This is a genomic window from Endozoicomonas sp. ISHI1 (assembly GCF_024606225.1).
In the GTDB taxonomy this organism is placed as follows: Bacteria; Pseudomonadota; Gammaproteobacteria; order Pseudomonadales; family Endozoicomonadaceae; genus Endozoicomonas_A.
This window is the reverse complement of record NZ_JAGRPU010000011.1, coordinates 62951-86856: the sequence shown is the minus strand read 5'-3', so window position 1 is coordinate 86856 and position 23906 is coordinate 62951. Positions and strand designations below refer to the sequence as shown.

The 23906-nt window shown below is 49.0% G+C and carries 12 protein-coding genes; 3 read left to right on the top strand and 9 right to left on the bottom strand.

Going from position 1 to position 23906, the window contains the following annotated elements; genetic code table 11:
- Positions 1-101 precede the first annotated feature (101 nt).
- The 6 genes from KBW69_RS09220 to KBW69_RS09195 all read right to left on the bottom strand — a co-directional run bounded on the left by KBW69_RS09220 (position 102) and on the right by KBW69_RS09195 (position 11150).
- Entirely contained in the window at positions 102-2039 is a 1938-nt protein-coding gene (locus KBW69_RS09220) for a hypothetical protein (RefSeq protein WP_257276105.1), read from the bottom strand.
- Between the two features lie 212 nt (positions 2040-2251).
- Positions 2252-3409, bottom strand: a complete 1158-nt coding sequence (locus KBW69_RS09215; protein ID WP_257280685.1) for a hypothetical protein — start codon at positions 3407-3409, stop codon at positions 2252-2254.
- Positions 3410-3514: 105 nt separating this feature from the next.
- On the bottom strand, positions 3515-6214 hold the full coding sequence (locus KBW69_RS09210) for a hypothetical protein (RefSeq protein WP_257280684.1): 2700 nt from the start codon (positions 6212-6214) through the stop codon (positions 3515-3517).
- Between the two features lie 157 nt (positions 6215-6371).
- Positions 6372-8402 (bottom strand): hypothetical protein, encoded by a 2031-nt coding sequence (locus KBW69_RS09205; protein WP_257280683.1) that lies wholly within the window; start codon positions 8400-8402, stop codon positions 6372-6374.
- 123 nt (positions 8403-8525) lie between these two features.
- Complete coding sequence (locus KBW69_RS09200) at positions 8526-10670, bottom strand: hypothetical protein (RefSeq protein ID WP_257280682.1); 2145 nt, start codon at positions 10668-10670, stop codon at positions 8526-8528.
- Positions 10671-10811: 141 nt separating this feature from the next.
- Positions 10812-11150 carry a hypothetical protein gene (locus KBW69_RS09195; RefSeq protein ID WP_257255400.1) on the bottom strand — a complete coding sequence of 113 codons (339 nt, stop codon included), beginning with the start codon at positions 11148-11150 and terminating at the stop codon, positions 10812-10814.
- Positions 11151-11475: 325 nt separating this feature from the next.
- Here KBW69_RS09195 and KBW69_RS09190 point away from each other — a divergent pair, with 325 nt between their 5' ends.
- The 3 genes from KBW69_RS09190 (at position 11476) to KBW69_RS09180 (ending at position 17975) form a co-directional block, all read left to right on the top strand.
- Complete coding sequence (locus KBW69_RS09190) at positions 11476-13527, top strand: hypothetical protein (protein ID WP_257280681.1); 2052 nt, start codon at positions 11476-11478, stop codon at positions 13525-13527.
- A gap of 123 nt (positions 13528-13650) precedes the next feature.
- Entirely contained in the window at positions 13651-15609 is a 1959-nt protein-coding gene (locus KBW69_RS09185; RefSeq protein ID WP_257254320.1) for a hypothetical protein, read from the top strand.
- A gap of 146 nt (positions 15610-15755) precedes the next feature.
- The gene (locus KBW69_RS09180; protein ID WP_257280680.1) at positions 15756-17975 is read left to right on the top strand and encodes a hypothetical protein; all 2220 of its coding nucleotides are present in this window, start codon (positions 15756-15758) and stop codon (positions 17973-17975) included.
- Between the two features lie 86 nt (positions 17976-18061).
- Here KBW69_RS09180 and KBW69_RS09175 read toward each other — a convergent pair whose 3' ends face one another.
- From KBW69_RS09175 to KBW69_RS09165, 3 genes are all read right to left on the bottom strand, one after another.
- On the bottom strand, positions 18062-19858 hold the full coding sequence (locus tag KBW69_RS09175; protein ID WP_257280679.1) for a hypothetical protein: 1797 nt from the start codon (positions 19856-19858) through the stop codon (positions 18062-18064).
- A gap of 307 nt (positions 19859-20165) precedes the next feature.
- Positions 20166-21899 (bottom strand): hypothetical protein, encoded by a 1734-nt coding sequence (locus KBW69_RS09170; RefSeq protein WP_257280677.1) that lies wholly within the window; start codon positions 21897-21899, stop codon positions 20166-20168.
- Between the two features lie 119 nt (positions 21900-22018).
- Positions 22019-23851 (bottom strand): hypothetical protein, encoded by a 1833-nt coding sequence (locus KBW69_RS09165; protein ID WP_257280676.1) that lies wholly within the window; start codon positions 23849-23851, stop codon positions 22019-22021.
- Positions 23852-23906: the final 55 nt, after the last annotated feature.

Genomic DNA, 23906 nt, shown 5'->3' with positions numbered 1-23906 from the left:
CAGATAGGAAGGATAGATCAAGAAAATAACTGTGTTTTTACGCCAAAAATCTTCTGTTAAAAACTCTCTGTTAAAAACCAAAGGCGACAACGGGAATAAACTCATCCTTTCTGATCCACATCAGCAGGCTTACGTTTTCGATGCATTCTTTTGTGGTCCAGCAGGGCTCTGGCATTATTGCAGACTTTTCCGCATCGGTACTGTCGGCCATCCTCCCCGACTATGGTCACATTACAGTTTTTTTGCCTGCTATGATCTTTGCTTTTGTGATAAGACAGGCGTTGGGCATTCTTGCATACTTTCCCGCATGGCCGCGGCTGACCATTCTCATCAACTACAGTCGCGACACAAGTTTGCTGCCCACTATGGACTTTGCTTTTGTGATCCGATAGTGCTTGAGCACTCCTACAGATTTTCCCACATGGCCATTGCTGGCCATCCTCCCCAACCACTTCCACTTCACAGGTTTTTTGCCCGGTGTGGTATCTTCTTTTGTGATCCATCAGGCTTTTGGAACTCTTGCAGATCTCCCCGCATGCTCTCTGTTGGCTATCCTCCCCGACCACTGCCACATCACAGGTTTGTTGCCCGGTGTGATATCTTTTTTTATGAGATAACAGGCATTGTGCATTCTTGCAGACAGTCCCGCACGGCCGCTGCTGACCATTTTCCCCGACCACAGTCACGCCACAGGTTTGACGCCCGCTGTGGAATCGGCTTCTGTGATCTGTCAGAGCTTTAATACTTTTGTAGACCTTGCCACATGTTCGCTGCTGACCATCCTCCCCGACAGTGATTGTATAACAGGTTTTTTTCCCACTATGATGTCTCCTTTTGTGATCTAACAGGGCTTGAGCATTACTGCAGACCTTTCCGCATGGGCGCTGCTGACCACTCTCCCCAATCACGGTCGCGTCACAGTTTCTTTGCCCGGTATGAATTCTACTTTTGTGAGACGACAGAGATTGAGCGCTCTTGCAGACTGTGCCACATGGCCTCGGCTGGCCATCCTTCCCGATCACGGTAACAATACAAATTTTTTGTTCAATGCCGTATTTTTTTTTGTGATCTGACAGGGCTTGTTGCAAATGGGTAACCGCTCCTGACGAAAAACAACCCGAAGATGAAATCCCGTTACCTTCTGCAAGACTGTAGCCGCCCAGACTGAGTAACCCAACGATTATAATCTGGTCATCAGCATTGACAGACAAATTCCCGGGCATTGGTACATCATCATTGAGCGGCTCGTGAGGGTCGTCGATATAGGTCAGCGCTGCGCTCATTGAGTGCGTAGTGATTCCAGAATCAAAATAGTCTATGCAACTGAGGCTGTGTTCTTTCACCGAGAGAGGATACAAATTATGTAAGGGTGTTGCTCCTGATGGCCGGAATTGACAAACGCCATGGCAGGGGTGAACGAAACAATTTAAACCTAAAGTGTGTGAGTGTTGCTGAGGACTTCCTTTACCATGGCCAGAGTCAAAACACGGAAGATGAGCAGAAGAGCCTACAGTGTGACTGGTGGCTGTCAGGGCTTGCTGGCCGGATGATTCTGATGACGGATATTGCGGTGGGTTATCTCCGGAGCCAGTTATCATAATGGTGATCGCAAGTGGACGCCCCCCCCGTAGCGTAGAAGTTGGCTTCAGTTGTTCAATCAGGTTGAACAGCGGTGAATCCGGGTTCCAATGGCTTTTTAAAAGCCAGGCGACAGCAAAAACTGCTTCTGAAGGTAACCATAAACAAGGGGTGAGGCATACAGGGGCATCTTTGTTGGTCAGGATCAGTTCGTAAGCAACCAGAAGATGAATGGCATAAAGCCATTGCCATGAAATCGACTCAATGATTGTCGTTTTTACTCCGTAACCTCGGGGCCTTTGGCGTTTGTCATCATTCCGCGAAGTTGATCCTGCGTAGTCTGTAGTGCCAGTATTGTCTGACGACTTGCCCGCTAATGTAGGTCGGCCTGATTTTATAGAAACATTCTGTTCTGGATAAGCTGCACCCTGTTGAAGCTCGAAAATAAAATGTCTTATCAATGCTTCGGCCTGACAGGTGCCAGGAAACAACTGTAGTAACAGCAGTGCCGCAAAGAGTGAGTGTTTAATAATTCTATCCCTGCATTCTGGTTGACAGAGAAGAAGGATAGATCAAGAAAACCTCGTTAAAGGGCAGGTGTCTGATCAAGGACTGAGGAAGTCGTTCCGGTTAGAATCAACGGGCTTGGGTTTTCGATGCATTCTTTTGTGATTCAAAAGGACTTGAGTATTCTTACAGACTCTCCCGCATGGCTGCTGCTGGCCGTAATCCCGAACACGGTCACGTCACAATTTACTTGTTCTCTGTCGTATTTTTTTTTGCGATCTGATAGAGTTTGTTGGCATTGCGTAGCCCCTCCCGAAGGGAGGCAACTCGAAGATAAGGATCCCATTGAGCCTGTGAAATCGGCAATCGTACGGAAAATCCCGTTTTCTTCTGGCAGACTATGACCACGCAGACTGAGCATCCCATCGACCAGATGATCAGGGCTAAAAGGAAAATTCCCGGGCATTTGCACATCATCATAGAGCGGACTGTCGGAGTCAGTGCTACAGGCGAGCCCTACAGTCATTGATTGTGTGGCGTTTTTAGGATCAAAATCGTCTATGCAACTAAGGCAGTGATCAGTTTTCGTGTGAGGGCAGGAATTTTGTGGGGGTGTTGCTCCTGATGGCAGGAATTGACAAACGCCATAACAGGGAAAAACGAAACAATTTAAACCCAAAGTATGCAGAAGTTTTTGAGGGCCTCCGTTGCCGCCGCCACAGTCAAAATGAAGAAGGCCAGGAAAATAGCCTATAGGTGGGCGGGTGGTTTCAGTGGCTTGCTGGCTGGATGATTCTGATGGCGGGCATTGTGATGGGTTATCTCCAGAGCCAGGCATCATAGTGGTAATCGGAAACGTATTACCCCGCAGTCTCAATATAAATTTAGTCTCTTGCTGTTCAATCGGATTAAACAGTGATGAATCGGGGCTCCAATAGTTTTTTAAAAACCAACCGACAACAACAGCCACTTCTAAAGGTACCCATGAATGAGAGGGCGAGCTTAGAAGAGAGTCTTTGCTGTTCAGAGCCAGTTCGTAACCAACCAGCAGGTGGAGGGCGTAGAGCCATTGCCACAAAAGCGACTCAATCAGGGACGTTTTCATCCCGTAACTGTATGGTCTGTATCGCTTTTTATCCGATGGCGAAGTTGATCCTATGTAGCAGTTGTTGTCGTTAATCTCTGACGGGTTGCCCGTCAATGAATGCCAGTCACCTTTTACAAAAAAGACCTGTTTTGGAGAACCTTCATCCTTTTGAAGCTCGATAATAAAATGTCTTGACAGCGCTTTGGCCTGGCTGACGAGAAACAACGACAGTAGCAACAGCAGTGTCTCAAAGAGTATGTGTTTATTAATTCTATCCTTGTTTTCTGTTTGACAGTGAGGAAGGATAGATCAAGAAAAGCACGTGAAGTAGTCGGCGTCAGATCAAGGACTGAAGTGATCGCCCTGTTCCAAATCGACAGGCTTACGTTTTCGATGTCTTCTTTTGTGGTCCGTTAGGGCCTGAGCGTTCTTACAGCCCTTGCCGCATGGCTGCAGCTGGCCATCCTTCCCGACCACTGTCTCCTGACAGGTTTGTGGACCGGAATGATATCTTCTTTTGTGAACCGACAAGGCCACAACACTATCGCAGGTCATCTCGCATGGCCGCGTCTGACCATCCTGCCCGACTACGGGCACGTGACAAATTTGTTGTCCACTGTGGTATCTGGCTTTGTGATCCAACAGGTATAGAGAATTCTTGCAGACAAAGCCGCATGGTAGCCGCTGGCCATCATCCCCGACCACTGTTGTGTCGCAGATTTTCTGCCCACTGTGGATTTTTCTTTTGTGATACGTCAGGTTGCGAGCATTTCTGCAGGCGGCTCCACATGGCCGCTTTTGTCCGCCCTTCCCGACTACCATCACGTTACAGGTTTTGTGCCCGCTGTGGTATCCACTTTTGTGATCCCACAGGGCTTTGAGATTCTTACAGACCTTTCCGCATCGTCGCAGCTGGCCATCTTCACCGAACTCCATCAGATCACAGGTTTTTTGATCAGTGTGGTATTTACATTTGTGTGCCAACAGGGCTTCAACATTCTTGCAAACCATCCCACATGGCTGTTGCTGACAATCCTCTCCAAACACCATCACTTCACAGGTTTTTTGCTCACGGTGAACTCTTTTTTTATGATGTTTGAGGGTATTAGCATTCCTGCATACCGTCCCGCATGGCCGCTGTTGTCCATCCTCCCCATCCACTTCCACGTCACAGGTTCGCTCTCCGCTGTGGAATTTGCTTTTGTGATCAGTCAAGGCGCAGGCATTTCTGCAAGCCTTCCCGCATGGCTGCTGTTGACCATCCATCCCAACCACGGGTACGTCACAGGTTTGGGGCCCGCTGTGGCTTCTGCGTTTATGATCTCTCAGGGCTCTCATATTTTTGCAGACCTTCCCGCATGGTTGCTGCTGACCATCCTCCCCGACCATGGGTAAGTCACAGGTTTTTGGCCCGCTGTGGTATCTGTTTTTGTGATACGAAAGGACTTTGGCATTCTTGCAGGTAATCCCGCATGGCTGCTGTTGACCGTTCTCCCCAACTACTGGTATGTCACAGATTCGTTGTCCGGTGTGGAATTTGCTTTTGTGATCAATCAGGGCGTAAACATTCTTGCAGGCCTTCCCGCATGGCTGCTGCTGACCATTCTCCCCAATCACGGTCATGTCACAGCTTCGAGGCCCGCTGTGCTCTCTGTTTTTATGGTCTGTCAGGGACCTCTTACTTTTGCAGACTCTCCCGCATGGTTGCTGCTGACCATCCTCCCCGACCACGGGTAAGTCACAGGTTTTTGGCCCGCTGTGGTATCTGTTTTTGTGATACGAAAGGACTTTAGCATTCTTGCAGGTAATCCCGCATGGCTGCTGTTGACCGTTCTCCCCAATTACTGGTGTGTCACAGGTTCGTTGTCCGCTGTGGAATTTGATTCTGTGATCCGACAGGCTACGAGCATTCTTGTAGACCTTTCCACATGGCCGCAGCTGCCCATCCTCCCCGATCACCGGCAGGACGCATACTCTTTGTTCAGTGTCGTATTTTTTTTTGTAATCTGACGGAGTTTGTTGCCAATGGGTATCCCCTCCAGAAGGAAGACAACCCAAAAATGAAATCCCCATCGGGCGTGTTGAATGAGCAAGCGTACAGGTAATCCCGTTTTCTGGAAGGCTATGACCACCCAGACTGAGTAACCCGTCTATTATGACCCGGTCGTCAGCGTTGACGGACACATTCCCGGGCATTTGCACATCATGATTTAGTAGCCCGTTAGAATCAGTGGTACAGATGGGCGCTCCGCTCATGAAGTACGAAGCGATTTGGGGATCAAAATGGTATATGCAACTAAGACAGTGTTCATTCGCCGAGCGAAGGCATGATTGTTGTGTGGATACTGCTATTGATGCCCGAAATCGACAAACGCCATGACAGGGATGGACGAAACAATTTAAACCCAAAGTGTGTGAGTGTTGTTCAGGGTCTCCGTTACTGTCGCCAGAGTCAGAATACACGAGACTTTTGAATGAGCCTGAAGAGTGGATGGTGGTTTCCGGGACTTTCTGGCAGGATGATTCTGATAGTGGGTATTGTGCCGGGTTATCATCAGAGCCATGCATCATAGTAACAGTCGCAAACGGGTGATCCCCTTGTATCGGCAGAGAGGTTGCCTCCTGTTGTTGAATCGGGTTAGACAGCGATGAATTTGGGTTCCAATAGATTTTTAAAAGCGAGGCGACAGCGAAAACTACTTCTACAGGAAGCCATGAGCTTGCAGGGGCATCCTTGGTGGTCAGGATCATTTCGTATGCAACCACAATGCCAGTGGCATAAAGCCATTGCCATGAAATCGACCCAACGATGGCCGTTTTTAGTTCGTAAATCCCAGACCTCTGTCGTTTGTCATCAGTTGGTAAAGTTAATTCTGCGTGGTCTTTATTGTAGGTAATGGCTGACGGATTGTCCGGTAATGTTGGCCAGACAGGTTTTATAGAGTAGTTCTGTTTTGAATAAACTGCACCCTGCTCAAGCTCGAGTATATAATGTCTTGTCAACGCTTCGCTCTGACAGACGACAGACAACGACATTAGCAACAGTAGTACCTCAAAGAGTGAGTGTTTAATAATTCTATCCCTGCATTCCGGTTGACAGAGAGGAAGGATAGATCAAGAAAATAAGCGTGTTTTTACCTTGAAGTTCTTCTTTTAAAAATCTAATGAAGCCATGTACTGGATCAGATCGTTGCTTATTTCACTTTACTTCCTGAGGACTTAAGTCATTGTTCCGGTCCATATCATCAAGCTTGCGTTTTCGATGCCTTCTTTTGTGATTCAAAAAGGCCTGAAGATTCTTGCAGGCCTGCTTGCATGGCCGTTGCTGTCCATTCTCCCCGACTACAGTGACCTCACAGGTTTGTGGCCCGCTGTGGTTTTTTCTCATGTGATCACTCAAGGCGCGAGCATTCTTGCAGACCTTCCTGCACGGCCGCTGCTGACCATTCTTCCCGACTGTTGTTGCACCGCAGGCTTGCTGCCTGGTGTGCTCTGCTCTTTTATGATCCGACAAGGCATGTCCACTCTTGCAGACCTTACCGCATGGTTGCTGCCGACCATCCTCCCCAACCACGATCAAGTCACAGTTTTTTTGCACGCAGTGGTCTCTGCTTTTGTGATCTGACAGGGCATGAGCATTTCTGCAGACCTTTCCGCAGGGTCGCTGCTGGCCATCCTCTCCAACCAGGATCACATCACAGGTTTTTTGCCCACTGTGAATTCTGCTTTTGTGAGACGACAGGCTATTAGTATTCTTGAAGAGCTTCCCGCATGGCCGCTGCTGACCATCCTCCCCGACTACTGTTGTACCGCAGGCTTGTTGCCTGGTGTGCTCTACTCCTTTATGACGCGACAAGGCACGTCCACTCTTGCAGACCTTACCGCATGGTTGCCGCCGACCACCCTTCCCAACCACGATGAAGTCACAGGCTTGTTGCACACTGTGGTCTCTGCTTTTGTGATCTGACAGGGCATGAGCATTTCTGCAGACCTTTCCGCAGACTCGCTGCCGACCATCCTCTTCGACCAGGATAACATCACATGTTTTTTGCCCACTGTGGATTCTACTTTTGTGAGACGACAGGCTATTAGCATTCTTGAAGAGCTTCCCGCATGGCCGCTGCTGGCCATCTTCCCTGAACACAATCAGGTCACAGATTTTTTGCTCCGTGTCGTATTTTTTTTTGTGATCTGACAGGGATTGTTGGCAATGGGTAGTCGCTACGGGTGTGAGACAACTCGAAGCTGATATACCCATTGGGCCTGTGAAACAGACAACCGAACAAGAAATCCCGCCTTCTTCTGGAAGAGTACGAGCACCCAGACTAAGTAACCCATCGATTATAATCTGGTCATCATCGGTGACAGGTGAACTCTCAGACATTTGCAGATCATCATTGAGTCGCTCATCAGGGGCAGTGCCAGAGGCCAGCCCTGCATTCATCGAATGTGTAGCGTATCCGGGGTCAAAATAGTGTCTGTAACCAAGGTCGTCTTCATTGGCCGAATGAGGGCGTAAGCTTTGTCCGGGTGTTGCTCCTGCTGGCCGGAATTGACAAACGCCATGACAGGGGTGAACGAAACAATTTAAACCTAAACTGTGCAAATGTTCTTGTGGACTTCCAGTACCATCGCCAGAGTCAAAATACAGGAGTTGAGTGAAAGAGCCAGCAGGATGGCTGTTAGCTGCCAGGACTTGCCGGCAGGATGATTCTGATGGCAAGTTTTGTGGTGGGTTTTCAACAGAGCCATGCATCATGGTAATAGTCACAAACGGGTGATCTCCCTCCATCAGCACAAAGATTCCCTCCTGTTGTTCAGTCGATTTATAGAGCGGTGAATCGAGGTTCCAACAGCCTTTTAAGAGCCAGACAACACCGAAAACTACTTCAACAGATAGCCATGAGCTTGCAGGAGCATCTTTGGTGGTCATAATCAGTTCGTAAGCAACCAAAAGATGAATGGCATAAAGCCATTGCCACGAAATCGTCTCAATAATCACCGCTCTTGCTCCGTAACCTCCAGGTCTGCGTTGTTTTTCATCAGGCGACTTTGGTCTTGCGTAGCCATTGGTTCCGGTAAAGTCTGACGGGGTGCCTGATAATGAATACCGTTGAAGTTTTTTAGAAATGTTCTGTTCTGGAAAACCTGCATCCTGTTCAAGCTCGACAATATGATGCCTTGTCAATGCTTCGGTCTGGCAGACGACAAACAGCAACAGTAACAACAATGGCAAAAACAGTGGTAACAGCAGTGCCCCAAAAAGTGAGTGTTTAATAATTCTATCCTTGAGTTCTGGTTCTGAGAGAGAAAGGATAGATCAAGAAAACCTCCTGAAAGGACGGGTGTCAGATCAAGGACTGAGGTCATCGTTCTGGTCCAAATCAACAGGCTTGCGTTTTCGATGCACTCTTTTGTGATTAAAGAGGGCTCGAGCATTCCTGCAGACTGTCCCACATGGTTTCGGCTGGCCATGCTCCCCGACTACGGTGAAGTCACAGGTTTGATGGCCGGTGTGGTCTCTGAATTTATGATCTGCCAGGTTTTGAGCATTCATGCAGACCTTTCCGCATGGCTGTGGCTGGCCATCTTCGCCAAACACTTTTGCTCCACAGGTTTTTGGCCCGCTGTGTTTTTTTCTTTTGTGATTACTCAGGCTGCGAGCATTCTTGTATACCTTCCCGCATTGCCTCGACTGGCCATCCACCCCGACTGCTGTGAGATTACAGACTTGCTGCCCGGTGTGCTCTAGTCTTTTATGATGCGACAAAGATATTGCACTCTTGCAAACCGCATTGCATCCTTGCTGCTGGCTATCCTCCCCAACCACGATCAGGTGACAGGTTTGTTGCCCTCTGTGCTCTCTTCTTTTGTGACTTAGCAGGGCGTAAGCATTATTAGAGACCTTCCCGCATGGCCGCGGCAGGCCATCCTCCCCGACCATGGTCAGGTCACAGGTTTGTTGACCGCTGTGGACTCTGCTTTTGTGATCTGCCAAGGCCCGAGTATTCTTGCAGACTTTCCCACATGACCACTGCTGACCATCCTCTCCGACCACGATCACGCCGCAGGTTTTATGCCCACTGTGGATTCTGTTTTTGTGAACTGACAAAGCATTAGCATTCTTGCAGACCGTCCCGCATGGTCGAGGCTGGCCATCCTCCCCAATCACTGATTCGTCACAAATTCGTTGCCCTCTATGGTATTTGCTTTTGTGACATGACAGGGATCGAGCACTCTTGCAAACTGCACCGCATGGACGCTGTTGGCCATTCGTCTCGTTCACTGTCTCGTCACAGGTTTTTTGTTCGCTATGGACTCTGCTTTTGTGATCCCACAGGGCTTGAGAATTCTTACAGTATTTACCGCACGGTCGCTTCTGGCCATCCTCCCCGACCACGGTCACGTCACAGCTTTTTTGTTCAGTGTCGTATTTTTTTGTGTGATCTGACTGAGCTTGTTGCCATTGGCTAGCCACTCTGGTGATGAGACAACCGAGAGATGAAAAACCTTTTAGTCGTGAGGAATGGGCAATCGTACAGGAAATTCCATTTTTTTCTGGAAGACTATGACCTCCCAGACTGAGTAGCCCATCGATTATAACCTGGTCATCAGCTTTAGCAGATAAATTCCCGGGGATTTGCACATCTTCATTGAGTGTCCCGTCAGGGACAGTAGTAGATGTGAGCCCTACAGTCATTGAACGTGAAGCGTATCCAGAATCAAAATAGTGTATGCAACCATGGCAGTGTTTATTAACCGAATGAGGGTTTGAACTTTGTCCGGCTGATGTTCCTGATGGCCGGAATTGACAGACGCCATGACAAGGGTGAACGAAACAACTTAAACCTAAAGTGTGCGAGTAATGATGAGGGTCTCCGTTACCACCATCAGAGTCAGGATGCAGGAGATGAGTGAAGTAGCCTTTAGGGTGGATGATGGCTGACGGGACTTGCTGGCCGAACGATTCTGATGGCGTGTATTGAGGTGGGTTATCTCCAGAGCCGGGCATCACAGTTGTGATCGCAAACATATAACCCTCCTTTGTCAGCACGGAGGTTGCCACCTGTTGTTTAATCGGTTTAAACAGCGGTGAACAGAGGTTCCAATAGCTTTTTAAAAGCCAGCCGACAGCGAAAACGACTTCTACAGGTAACCATGAACAGGAGATGACGCTTATAGGGGCATCTTTGGTGGTCAGGATCAGATTATAAGCTACCAAAAGATGAGGGCCATCAAGCCATTGCCATGAAAGCGACTCCATGATGATCGTTTTTCCTCCATAACCTCCAAACCTGTGCCGATTTTCATCAAGCAGCGAAGTTGATCCTGCGTAGTCGTAGGTGTCGGTGAAGCCTGACGAGTCGCCCGGTTCTATACACCGGTGAGGCTTTATGAAAATGTTCTGTTTTGGAGAGCCTGCATCCTGTTCAAGCTTGACAATAAAATGTCTTGTCAACGCTTCGGCCTGACAGACGACAGACAACGATATTAGCAACAGCAGTGTCCCAAAGAGTGAGCCTTTAATAATTCTATCCTTGCGTTCAGATTGACAGAGAGGAAGGATAGATCAAGAAAATTAGTATGTTTTTCTCTCAGAGACCTTTCGCTGAAGCAGAAGATGGCACCAGACATAACTTCACTCGTTGTGCTCCACATCGAGAGGCTTGCGTTTCCGATGTCTTTTTTTGTGATCCGACAGAGCACTGGCATTCCTGCAGAGCTTCCCACATTGCCGCAGCAGGCCATCCTCACCGACCTCTATTACGTTGCACGAGGTTTGCCCGGCAGGTCGGGTTGTATCGGCTGTCCCGGCATCTTTTGATTCTGAGGCGACCCCGTCTGAGGCGACCACGTCCGAAGAGTTACAGCTATTGGTTGGTTTACTATCTCTGTTATGTGCCTGACATAGATGATCATTCGCACATTGGAACTGAATGGCAGGGGGACTATTTAATGCTTCCAAAGGTAAATACATTAAAGCGAGGTTTTAAGATGCTTTGCCAGTGAATGGGTGTGTTGCACGAAAGGTGACTGCTTGAGGTAATGGGCTTGCAGAATACTTGCTATCGGTCACCTATTCACCCTTTCATATCAAGCTTTGTCTCGAAATTGTCCCCTACAGAGAGAGGTAACAAGGTTAGAATGAACAAATAACAGCCAGATCTGACAATAGCCCTTTCACGAGCTTTTCCTGATCTATCCTTCCTCTCTGTCCACCAGAATGTAGGGATAGAATTATTAAACATTCCCTCTTTGCAGCACTGCTGTTGCTGATGTCTGCCTTCTGTCAGGCGAAGTCGTTGACGGAACGTTTTGTTGTCGAGCTTGAGCAGAATTCCGGTTCCCCAAACAAAAGCTTTTCTATAAAGCGTGGCTGTCATACATTGACGCAGGATCCACCAGTCATTGCCAATACCAACGGCGATGCAGGACCAGATTTGCCGCCTGATAACAAACGACACAAATATAAAAGTTACGGAATAAAAACGACCCTTATTAAGTCGATTTCGTGGCAGTGGCTTCACGCTGCTCACCTGCTGGTGGGTTACGAACTGATCCCGGTCACCAAGGACGTGCGTCTGAGTTCCACCCCTTATTTATGGCTACCTATAGAAGTGGTTGTTGTCAGTTGGCTTTTAAAAAGCTACTGGAATCCCACTTCACCGCTGTTTAACCACAGTCAACACCAGGAGGCAGCCTCTGTGCTCACACAGGACGGTCAACCGTTTGCGATCATCACTATGATGCATGGCTCTGGTGATAACCGACCACAATGTACACCACTAGAATCATCCGGCCAGAGAGTCGGGATAGCGAGCTGTCACCCTGCAGGCTCTTTCAATCATCTCCTGTATTCTGACTCTGATGGCGGTGACGGAGGGCCCCGGGAAAACTCACACACTTTGGGTTTCAATTGTTTCGTTCATCCCTGTCATGGCGTTTGTCAATTTCCGGGAGCAAGATCGGGACAAAGCTCACGCTCTCATTCGCTGAATGAACACGGCCTTACTTGCATAGGCTATTTTGGTCCCGTAAACGCAATACACCCAATGAGTCCCGCGTCTGCCAGCAACAATGGCCCTGACGGGGCAGTGAAAGATGATGTACCAACACATCGGAATGTGCCTGTCTCTGCTGATGACTTGGTTATAATCGATGGGTTACTCAGGCTAAGTAATCCCGGTCTTCCAGAAGGAAGCGGGATTTCCTGTACAGCTCCCCGTTTCTCATACCCAATCGGGATTTCACCTCTGGGTCGCCTTCCTTCCTGCAACGTGACCGTGTTCGGGGAGGATGGTCTGCAGCGACCCTGCGGGAAAGTCTTCAAGAATGTTCGATCCATGTCATCTCACAAAAGCAAATACCACACCGGACAAAAAACCTGTGACCTGATAGTGGCAGGGAAAGATGGTCAACAACAGCCATGCGGGGAAGTCTTCATGAATGCTCATACTCTTGCGAATCACAAAAGAAGCGTACATAGCGGGCAAAAAACCTGCAACGCAACACTGTTCACAGAAGATAATCAGCCGCGACCATGCGGGACCATCTTCAAGAATGCCCAATCTCTGTCGACTCACAAAAGCCAATATCATACCGGGCAAAAAACTTGTGAGGTGACCGTAATCGGGGAGAAGGGTCTGCGGCGATCCTGCGGGAAGCTCTGCAAGACGGCTAGTGCCTTGTTGGTTCACAAAAGAAACGAACACATCGGCGAAAAAATCTGTGGCATGACCGTGCTCGGAGGGGATGGCCAGCCGCATCCCTGTAGGAAAGTTTGCAAGAAACCTCAAGAGCTGGCGGATCACAAAAGAAGAGACCACAGCAGACAGCAAACCTGTGAAGAGACAGACATTGGGGAGGATGGCTTGCAGCGACCATGCAGAAAGATCTTCAAGAATACTAAATCCCTGACGGAGCACAAAAGCAGATACCACAGAGGGCCACAAACCTGTGGTGCAACAGTGGTCGGTGAAGATGATCAGCCGCGACCATGCGGGACAGTTTGCAAGCATGGTAAAGCCCTTTCGGATCACAAAATTCAAGTCCACAGCGGGCAAAAAAGCTGTAAGGTGACCATGGTCGGGAAGGATGGCCAGCCACGGCCATGCGGCAAGATCTGCAAGAATGCTCATGCCCTTGCAAATCACAAAAGCAGACAGCACCGTGAGCCAAGAACCTGTGAAATGATAACAGTTGGGGTGGATGGACAGCAGCAGTCATGCGGAAAGATCTTTAAGAATGTTCATTCCCTGTCGGATCACAAAAGAAGACATCGAAAACGCCAGCGTGTTGATGAGAATCAGGACGACGACAGAGCTCCTGAAGAAGGTAAAGTGAAAAGTGAATAAGCAACGATCAGACCGGACAGCAGCGCTCCCACGAGCTTTTCTTGATCTATTCTTCCTCTCTGTCAACCGGAATGCAGGGATAGAAATATTAAACAATCACACCTTACTGCACTGGTGTTGCTGATGTTGTTGTCTAACGTCTGTCAGACCGAACTATTGACAGGATCTTTTATTGTTGAGCTTGACCAAAATGCAGATTATCCAAATCAGAGTTTTTCTATAAAGTATGGCTGTCATACATTGCCACATTACCCGCCTGTCATTGCCGCCTCTAAAGTTTATGCAGAGTCAGATTTGTCATCTTATAACAAACGACAAAAAACGTTCAGTTATCGAATAAAAACGATTTTTGTTGAGTCGATTACGTGGCAATGGCTTTACAGTTGGCACCTGCTGGTGGTTTACGAGCTGATCCTGACCACCAGAATCACCCCTCTTGGTTCCACCTATTATTCATGGCTACCTGCAGAAGTGGTTGTCGTTGTCAGTTGGCTTTTAAAAAGCGATTGGAACCTCAATGCACCGCTGTTTAAAGCGCTTGAACTGCAGGAGTCAAGATCCATGCTGATACAGGAGGAGGATCATCCATTTGCGAGCATCCCTATGATGTATGGATCGGGAGATAACCCAACACAATACCCACCCTCAGAATCATCGGGCCAGCAAGTTACCAAAGCCACCACTGAACCTGCACGCTCTTTTACCAGTCTCCAGTATTTTGTCTCTGGCGACGATGAAGGAGACTCTCAACAAAACTCACATACTTTAGGTTTAAATTGTTTTGTCCATCCCTGTCATGGCGTTTGTAATTTCCGGATATCATTCGATAGTACAGAGTCCGTTGAATCGCAGCAGAACTCTCTGAATAGCTCGTACCCGTATTTGGCTGATGGACACCGCTTAAGTTGCGTAGATCAGAATGATCTTTCTGACGTTCAACTCCCATTCGATTATGACCCTGTATTTGATGGAAACCCTGGAGACGAAGTCGCCCATACCACCGACGTTGCCGGGTCACTCATTGATGATGTGGCATTGTTCGAAACCCTACCTTCCAAGACAGAGGATTTTGAGGTCGTTAATAAGTCACTCGATTTGCGGTATCTTCTCGAAGGAGACCAGATACTCTTTACTCATGACCATTCAGAAAGACAACCAACCACCACCGAATCATCCCAATTGGATCAGAGCCAACTTCATCTTTCTCACGAAGGAGCAATACCAGTTACACACAACACTAGACAATTCATATGTGATGTAACTGTGGTTGAGGAGAATGGTCTGCGACGACCATGCGGAAAGGCCTGCAAGAACGCTCGCGTGCTGTCGAATCACAAATGCGGATACCACCGCGGGGAACGAATCTGTGATGTGATCGTGATCGGGGAGAATGGCCAGCAGCGGCAATGCGGAAACGTCTGCAATAATGCTAATGTCCTATGGGAGCACAGAAGAAAAGTTCACAGTGGGCAACAAATCTGTAACGTTACCGTGGTCGGAGAAGATGGACAGCCAAGACCATGTCGGATGGTCTTCAAGAATGTTCCATCTTTGTCAACTCACAAAACCAAATACCACACCGGGCAAAAAAACTGTGCCGTGACCATAATCGGGGAGAATGGCCGGCAGCGAGCATGTGGTGTGGTCTGCAAGAACGCTGCAGCCCTGTCACATCATAAAAGAAGAGAGCACTCCGGACAAAAAATCTGTGATTCAACTGTGGTCGGGGAGGATGGCCAGCTGCGGCCATGCGGGAAGGTTTGTAAAAATATTCAAGATCTGTTGGGTCACAGAGGCAAAGTCCACAGATTACAACAAATCTGTGACAAGTTCGTGTTCGGGGAGGATGGCCAGCTGCGGCCATGCGGAAAGGTCTGCAAGAATGCTCCTGCCCTGTCGCTTCACAAAAGACGAGATCACACCGGGCAAAAAGCCTGTGACGTGATAGTGTTCGAGGGGGATGGCCTGTCGCGGCAATGCGGAAAGATCTGCAAGAGTAAAGAAGAGCTGCATTATCACAGAAGAAAACATCGGAAACGCAAGCCTGTTGATTTGGCACAGGACAATGATATCAGTCCTTGATCTGGCACCCGCCGTTCACGAGTTTTTCTTGATCTATCCTTCCTCTCTGTTAACCAGAATGCAAGGATAGAATCATTAAGCACTCTCTTTTTGCAGCACCGTTGTTGCTGATATTGTTGTTATCTGTCGCATGTCACGCGGAACCGTTGACAGAATGTTTTGTTGTCGCGTTTGAACAGAATACAGGCTCTCCAAACAAAAGCTTTTCTATAAAGCCTGTCCGGCACACGTTGACACACAGCCCGTCAGTGATTGCCAAAACAAACAGCTATGCAGAACCCGATTTACCATCTGATAACAAGCGACATAGACCTGGCAGTTACGAAATGAAAACGCCCCTTGTTGAGTCGATTTTCTGGCAATCGCTTTACGTTTCCAATCTGCTGATGGGTTACGAACTGACCATGACCACCAAAGACGTCTCTCTTGGTTCGACCCCTTATTCATGGCTACCTGTAGAAGTGATTGTCGTTGTCAGTTGGCTTTTTAAAAGCTATTGGAACCCCCAATTATCCCTGTTTAACCCGATTGAACTACAGGAGGCAAACTCTGTACTGAGAGAGGGGGATGAGCCGTCTGCGACGATCAGTATGATGTATGGCTCTGGTGATAACCAAACACAATACCTGCCATCAGAATCAGCTGGCCACCGAGTCCCGGCAGCTAGCAGCCAACCTACAGGCTCTTTCGTTCGGCTCCAGTATTCTGACTCTGGCCGCAGTAACAGAGACCCTCATCAATATTTGCATAGTTTAGGTTTAAATTGTTTCGTCCATCCCTGCTGCGGTGTTTGTCAATTCCGGCCATCGGGAGCAACCCCCGAACAAATCTCATGTCCTTATTCAGAGAATATAAACATGCATAGTCGTATACAACATTTTGATTCTGGAAACGTAACGCAACCAATGAATTCAGGGGCCACCTATATTAATAAGCCTAACAGATCAGTCAATGACGATGTCCCAATGCCCGGGAATGTGCGTGTCTCTGTAAATGACCAGATTATAATTGATGTGTTACTTAGTTTGGGTGGTCGTAGTCTTCCAGAAGAAAACAGGACTTCCTGTACGCTTGCCCAATTTTCACGCCCGGTGGTGCCATCATCTTCGGGTTGTCTCCATTCCGGAGGGGTTACTCATTGCCAGCAAGCCCTTTCTAATCGTAAAAGAAGAGACTGCACCGTGCAGCTAACCTGTGACGTGATAGTGGCTGGAGAAGATGGCCAGCAACTACCGTGCGGGAAGGTCTGCAAGGGTCTTAGAACCCTGGAAAATCACAAAAGAAGAGCCCACACGGAGCAAAAAACATGTGACTTGAAAGTGGGCCGTAAGGATGGCCAGTCGAAGCCATGCGGAAAAACCTTCAAAAATGCGTTATCTCTGTCGGTTCATAAAAGCAGATCTCACAGTGGGCAACAAATCTGTGAGGTTAATGTGATCGGGGCGGATGGCCAGCGGCAGCCATGCGGAAAATCCTGCAAGAATACTCATGCTCTGTCCGAACATAAAAGAAGAAACCACGGCAGACATCAAACCTGTGAGGTAGCCGTGGTCGGAGATGATGGCCAGCAACGGCCGTGTGGGAAGGTCTGCGAGAATGCTAATAACCTTTCGATTCACAAAAGGAAACACCACACTGGGCAACAAACCTGTGACATATCCGTTGTCGGGGAGGACGGCCAACAGCGGTCATGTGGAACCGTCTGCAGTAATGTTCAGGAACTGTCATATCACAAAAGCAGGTACCACAGCGGACAACAAATCTGTGATATGAGTATGACCGGGGAGGATGGTGAGCTGCAGCCATGCGGGTCGGTCTGCAAGAATGCTCCCTCTATGGCAGTTCACAAAAGCAGATACCACAGCGGAAACAAAACCTGTGATGTGACCGTGGTCGGGGAGGGAGGGCAGCAGCGACCGTGCGGGTGGGTCTGTAAGAATGCTGGAGACCTGTCATCTCACAAAAAAAAAGTCCACACCGGCCAACAAACCTGTGAAATAAGCGTGCCCGGGGAGGATGACCAGTCGCGGCCATGCGGGATGGTCTACAAAAATGCTCTGTCTCTGGCAGTTCACAAAAGCAAAGTCCACACCGGACAAAAAACCTGTGATGTGGCCGTGGTCGGGGAGAATGGCCAACAGCAACCCTGCGGGACGGTCTGCAAGAATGCTCAATCCCTGTCGTCACATAAAAGAAAAGAGCATACCGGGCAACGAAGCTGTGATGTAAAATTCGTCGGGGAGTGTGGCCAGGAACGAGCATACGCCAAGGTCTGCAAGAGTGCCAGTGCCCTGTCGGATCACAAAAGAAGACATCGGAAACGCAAGTTTGAAGACCTGAAGAAGGATGATGACCTTAACCCTTGAGCTGACACCTTCTCCTACAGAGCCTTGTTACTTTATCTTTTTTACTGTGAGAAATTTTTCATCACCAGGGGTGACAAAAAATTGTTTCAGTCACTCATGGTTGATTTATGAGTGGGGTGGTCGTCTTGATTCATATCAACAAGCTTGCGCTTTCGATGTATTCTTTTGTGATCCGCCAGGGCTTGAGCACTCTTGCAGACCTTCCCGCACGACTGTGGCTGTCCATCCTCTCCGACCACCTTTGCCTGACAGGTTTTTTCTCCGGTGTGGTATTTTCTTCTGTGATCCGACAGGGCTTTAGCATTGTTGAAGACCTTTCCACATGGCCGCTGCTGGCTATCTTCCCCGTCCGCGCTCACCTTACAGGTTTGTTGCCCGCTGTGGACTTTGATTTTGTGATCCGACAGGACTTTTGCATTCTTGCAGACGGTCCCACATGGTCGCGGCTCGCCGGCTTCCCCTACCACTGTCACACCACAGATTTGTGGCCCCCTGTGGTATTTGCTTTTGTGCTCCGACAGGGATTTACTATTCTTGAAGACCTTTCCGCATGGCCGCTGCAAGCCATCATCCCCGACCCTTGTCTCTTCACACGTTTGTTGTTCGCTGTGGTCCCTTCTTTTATGGTCCAACAGATCTTGCAGACTCTTCCGGGCCTTCCCACAGGGTTGCGGCTGACCATCCTCACCGATCACTATCACGTCACAGATTCTTTGCCCGCTGTGGTATCCACTCTTATGAGACGACAGGGCTTTGGCATTCCTGCTGACCTTCCCGCATGGCCGCTGCCGACCATCCTCTCCAACCACGGTCACGTCACAGGTTTGTTGCCCTGAATGTTCTCTGCCTCTGTGATCCGATAAGCTTTTAGCACCCTTGAAAATCATCCCGCATGGCTGCGGCTGTCCGTCCTTCCCAACCACTATCAGGTCACAGATCCTATGCCCGCTGTGGTACCCACTTTTGAGATATGACAGAGTTGTGACATTCATGCAGACCTTTCCACATGGCCGTTGTTGGAGATCCTCCCCGACCACTGCAATATCACAGACTTGCCTCCCTGTCCGCACTTGTTGTTTTCGATTAGACGGAGTTTGTTGGCAATGGGTAGCCCCTCCGGAAGGAAGACAACCCGGGGATTTTCGAAGACTGAGTAAACCATCCACTATAATCTCGTCATCAACGTTTAAGGGAACATTCCCGGGTATTTGCACATTATCATTGAGTATCTCGTCAGGGTCACTGATAGAGACTGCTTCTGCACTCACTGGTTGTCTGGCATTTCCAGGACCAAAATGGTTTGTGCAACCAAGACAGTGTTCATTCACCGAATGAGGGCACGCGCTTTGTCCGGGTGTTGCTCCCGATGGCTGGAATTGACAAACGCCATGACATGGATAAGCGAAACAATTTAAACCTAAAGTGTGTGAGAACTCTTGAGGGCCTCCTTTACCATCGCCTAAGTCAGAATACATAAGACGAATGAAAAAACCTCTAGGGTAAATGGTGGCTTCCCGGACTTGCTGACCGGATGGTTCTGATGGTGGATCTTGTGGTGGATTACCACCAGAGCCATACATCAGAGTGATGGTCGCAAACGGATAATCCCTCCGTGTCAAAATAGTAGTTGCCCCCTGTTGCTCAATCGGATTAAACAGGGGTGATTCGGGGTTCCAATAGTTTTTAAAAAGCCAACCGAAAATGACGACCACTTCTACAGGCAGCCATGAATAAGGTGCGCAGCATAGAGGGGCGTCTTTGCTGGTCAGGATCAATTCGTGACCCACCAGCAGGTGAGTGGCGTAAAGCCATTGCCACGAAATCGACTTAATAGGGGTCTTTTTTATTCCGTAACGGCTAGATCTGTGTCGTTTGTCATCCATTGACAAACCTGGTCCCGCGTCGCCGTTGGTTTTGGCAATGACTGACGGACACTTAGACGATCTATGACAGCCACGCTTTATAGAAAAGCTTTTTTTTGGAGAATCTGGATTTGATTCAAGCTTAACAAAAAAATGTTCTGTCAATGCTTCGACCTGACAGACGACAGACAACAACAATATCGGCAACAGCAAGGCTGCAAAGAAGGAGTGTTTAATAATTCTATCCTTGCATTCTGGTGGACAGAGAGGAAGGATAGATCAAGAAAAGCTGGAGAAAGGACTGCTGTCAGATCTGACCGTTACTTATTCACTTTACCCTTTTCGCCTCAACTTCTTTAGAAGTGAAGGCATCATTCTGGTTCACATGAACAGGCTTGCGTTTTCGATGTTGTTTTTTGTGATCCGACAGGGCGCGGGCATTCCTAAAGACCCTCCCGCATGGCCGCTGCTGACCATCCTCCCCGATTACGGCGATGCTACAGGTTTTTTGCCCGGTATGGTATTCGCTCTTGTGAGTCGACAGGGCTTTGGGATTCTTGCAGACCGTCCCGCATGGCCTTAACTGGCCATCCCTCACGATTACAATCACGTCACAGGTTTTTTGCCCTTTGTGGAGCCTTACTTTATGATCCGACAGGACTTTACGATTCTTGCAAATATGTCCGCAGGGCCGCGGTTGGCCATCCTCCCCGAGCACGTTCACGTCGCAGGTTTTTTGCCTACTGTGCTCTCTGATTTTGTGATTCGTCAGAACATGAGCATTCCTGCAAACCACCCCGCATGGCCACGACTGACCATCCTCCCCAACCACTGTCTCGTCACAGATTTTTTGGCTGCTGTGCTCTTTTCTTTTATGTTCCGAGAGGTCATGAATATGCTTGCAGACCACTCCACATGGCCGCGGCCGGCCATCCTCTCCGATCACAGTTACTCCACAAGTTCGTTGCCCGCTGTGCTCTCTTCTTTTGTGCCCCGACAGGGCATAAGCACTTTTGCAGACCTTTCCGCATGGTTCCGGTCGGCCAGCTTTTCTTACCACTGGTACGCTACAGCTTCGTTGTCGGCTGCGTTCTCTTCTTTTGCGCTCTGACAGGACATGAGCATTCTTGCAGACCTTCCCACATGGCGGCTGCTGAACCTCGTTCTCAACCAGTCTCACGTCACAGGTTGGAGGACAAACCGAGGCTGAAGCCCCCATTGAGTCTGTGAAATGGGGAGTCGTACAGGAAATCCCATTTTTTTCCGGAAGACTGCGATCACTTAGACAGAGTAATCCATCAATTATAACCTGATCATCAGCAGAAACAGGCTTATTCACGGACACGGGCACATCGTCTTTAGCTGGGCCGTTAGGGTCATTGGTATAGGTGGAGCCTGCGCTCATCGAGTATATAGCGTTTCCAGGACCAAAATGACGTTTGCAAACAAGGCAGCGTTCATTCAACGAATGATAACATGAGCTTTCTGGCGACGTTGCAACTGATGGCCCGAATTGACAAAAGCCGTGACAGGGATGGACAAAACAATGCAAACCTAAAGTGTGTGAGTACTGTTGAGGGTCTCCGTTACCGTCGCCAAAGTCAGAATACAGGAGACTGGTGAAAAAGCCTATAGGCTGGATATTAGCTTCCGGGACTTGCTGGCCAGATGACTCTGATGGCGGGTATTGTGGTGTTTTATCGCCAGAGCCATGCATCATTGCCATGGTCTCAAACGGGCAATCCCCCAGTGTCAGCGCAGAGATCAACTCCTGTTGCTCAATCGGATTTAACAGGGGTAAATCAGGGTTCCGGCAGTTTTTTAAAAGCCAACTGACAATCAGAGCCATTTCTATTGGCAGCCATGAACAAGAGCTGGAGTTTAGAGGAGAGTCTCTGCTGGTCAGGATCGGTTCATAACCAACCAACAGGTTTGTGGCGTGAAGCGATTGCAACGAAATTGACTCAAAAAGGGCTGTTTTTATCCCGCAACTGCATGGTCCTTCGACAATGAAATGACCTGTCAAAGGTTCGGCCCGACAGACGACAGATAATAGCAACATCAGCAATAGCATTGCTGCAAAGGGTGAGTTTTGAATAATTCTGTCCCTGCATTCTGATATACAGAAAGGAAGGATAGATCAAGAAAACCTCGTGAAAGGGCTTCTGTCAGTTCTGACTGTTACTTATTCACTTTGCCCTCATCAGGACTGAGGCCTTCGTCCTGATTCACATCAACAGGCTTGCGTTTACGTTGTCTTCTTTTGTACTCCGACAGGTCATGAGCATTCCTGAAGGCCTTTCCGAATGACCTCGGCTGGCCATCCTCCCCGACCACGATCATTTCGTAGGTTTTTTGTTCGCTGTGAGCCCTGCTTTTGTGAATTGACAGAGATAGCACATTCCTGCAAACCCTTCCGCATGGCCTCGGCTGGCCGTCCTCCCCGACCACGGCCACGTCGCAGGTTTTTTGCCCGCTATGAGCCCTGCTTTTGTGATCGGACAAAGATGACACACTCTTGCAGACCTTTCCGCATTGCTTCGGCTGGCCATCCCCCCCGACCACGGTCACGTCGCAGGTTTTTCGCCCGCTGTGATCTCTGTATTTGTGAACTGACAAAGATGACGCATTCTTGCATACCTTTCCGCACGCCCTCGGCTGGCCATCTTCCCCGACCACAAGCACTTTGCAGGTTTTTTGCCCGCTGTGATTTCTGCTTTTGTGAACCGACAAGGATGACGCATTCTTGAGAACCTTTCCGCATGGCCGCAGCTGGCCATCTTCCCCGACCTCGGTCACATCACAGGGTTGTTGACCGCTATGGTCCCTTCTTTTATGATCCGACAGGGCTTTAGCATTCTTGAAGACCCGCTCGCATGGCCCTTGTTGGCCATCCTCACCAACCACTTTTTCGACACAGGTTTGTTGCCCCGAGTGGGCTCTTATTTTGTGATTCGACAAGGCCACAGCATTGTTGCAGACCTTCCCGCATGGCCGCTGTTGGCCATCCTCTGAGACCACTGTTATGTCACATTTTTTTTGCCCGCTGTGATCCCTGCTTTTATGAACTGATAGCAATTTCGCATTCTTGAGGATCTTTCCGCATGGCCGCATCTGGCCGTCTTCCCTGACCACGGTCACGTCACAGGTTTTTTGCCCGGTGTGAGCTCTTATTTTGTGATCCGACAGAGCTCGAGTACCCTTGCAGACCTTACCACATGACTCTTGTCGGCCATCTTCTCCGGCCACGGTCACGTCACAGGTTCGCTGTCCGGTACGGTTTCTTCTTTTATGATTCGACACGGTTTGCTGGCAATGGGTAACCCCTCCGGAAGGAAGACAACCCGCAGGCGAAGACACCACTGGGCGTGTGAAATAGGCAAACGTACAGGAAATCCCCTTTTCTCCTCGAGGACCAGAACCACGCAGGCTGAGTAAACCGTTGATTATCATCTGGTCATCAACAGAGACAGGCACATTCCCGGGCATGGGTGCATCATCATTGGCTGAACCGTCAGGGTCTTTAGTGTAGGCCGACCCCGGACTCATTGAGTGTGTTGCGTTTCCAGAATCAAAATGGCGTATACAACCATGGCAGTGTTCATTCACCGGGTAACGGCATGAGTTTTGCGCGGGTGTTGCTCCTGATAGCCGGAATTGACAAACACCATAACAGGGGTGGACGAAACAATTTAAATCCAAAGTGTGTGTGGATTGTTCAGGATCTCCGTTACCGTCGCCAGAGTCGGAATACAAGAGACCAGTGAATGAGCCTCCAGACTGAGCAGTAGTTTCCTGCGGGACTCGCTGGCCGGATGATTCTGATGGCCGGTACTGCGATGGGTTATCAACAGACCCATACACCATTATGATGGTCGCATACGGTTGGTCACCCTTTATCAGCACAGATGTTGCCTCCCGTTGTTCATCTGCATTTTGTCGAAGTTCGATAACAAAACGTTCTGTCAATGGTTCGGCCCGACAGACGACAGATAACGACACTAGCAACAGCATTTCTGCAAAGAGTGAGTGTCGAAGAATTCTATCCTTGCGTTCTGGCATAGAAAGG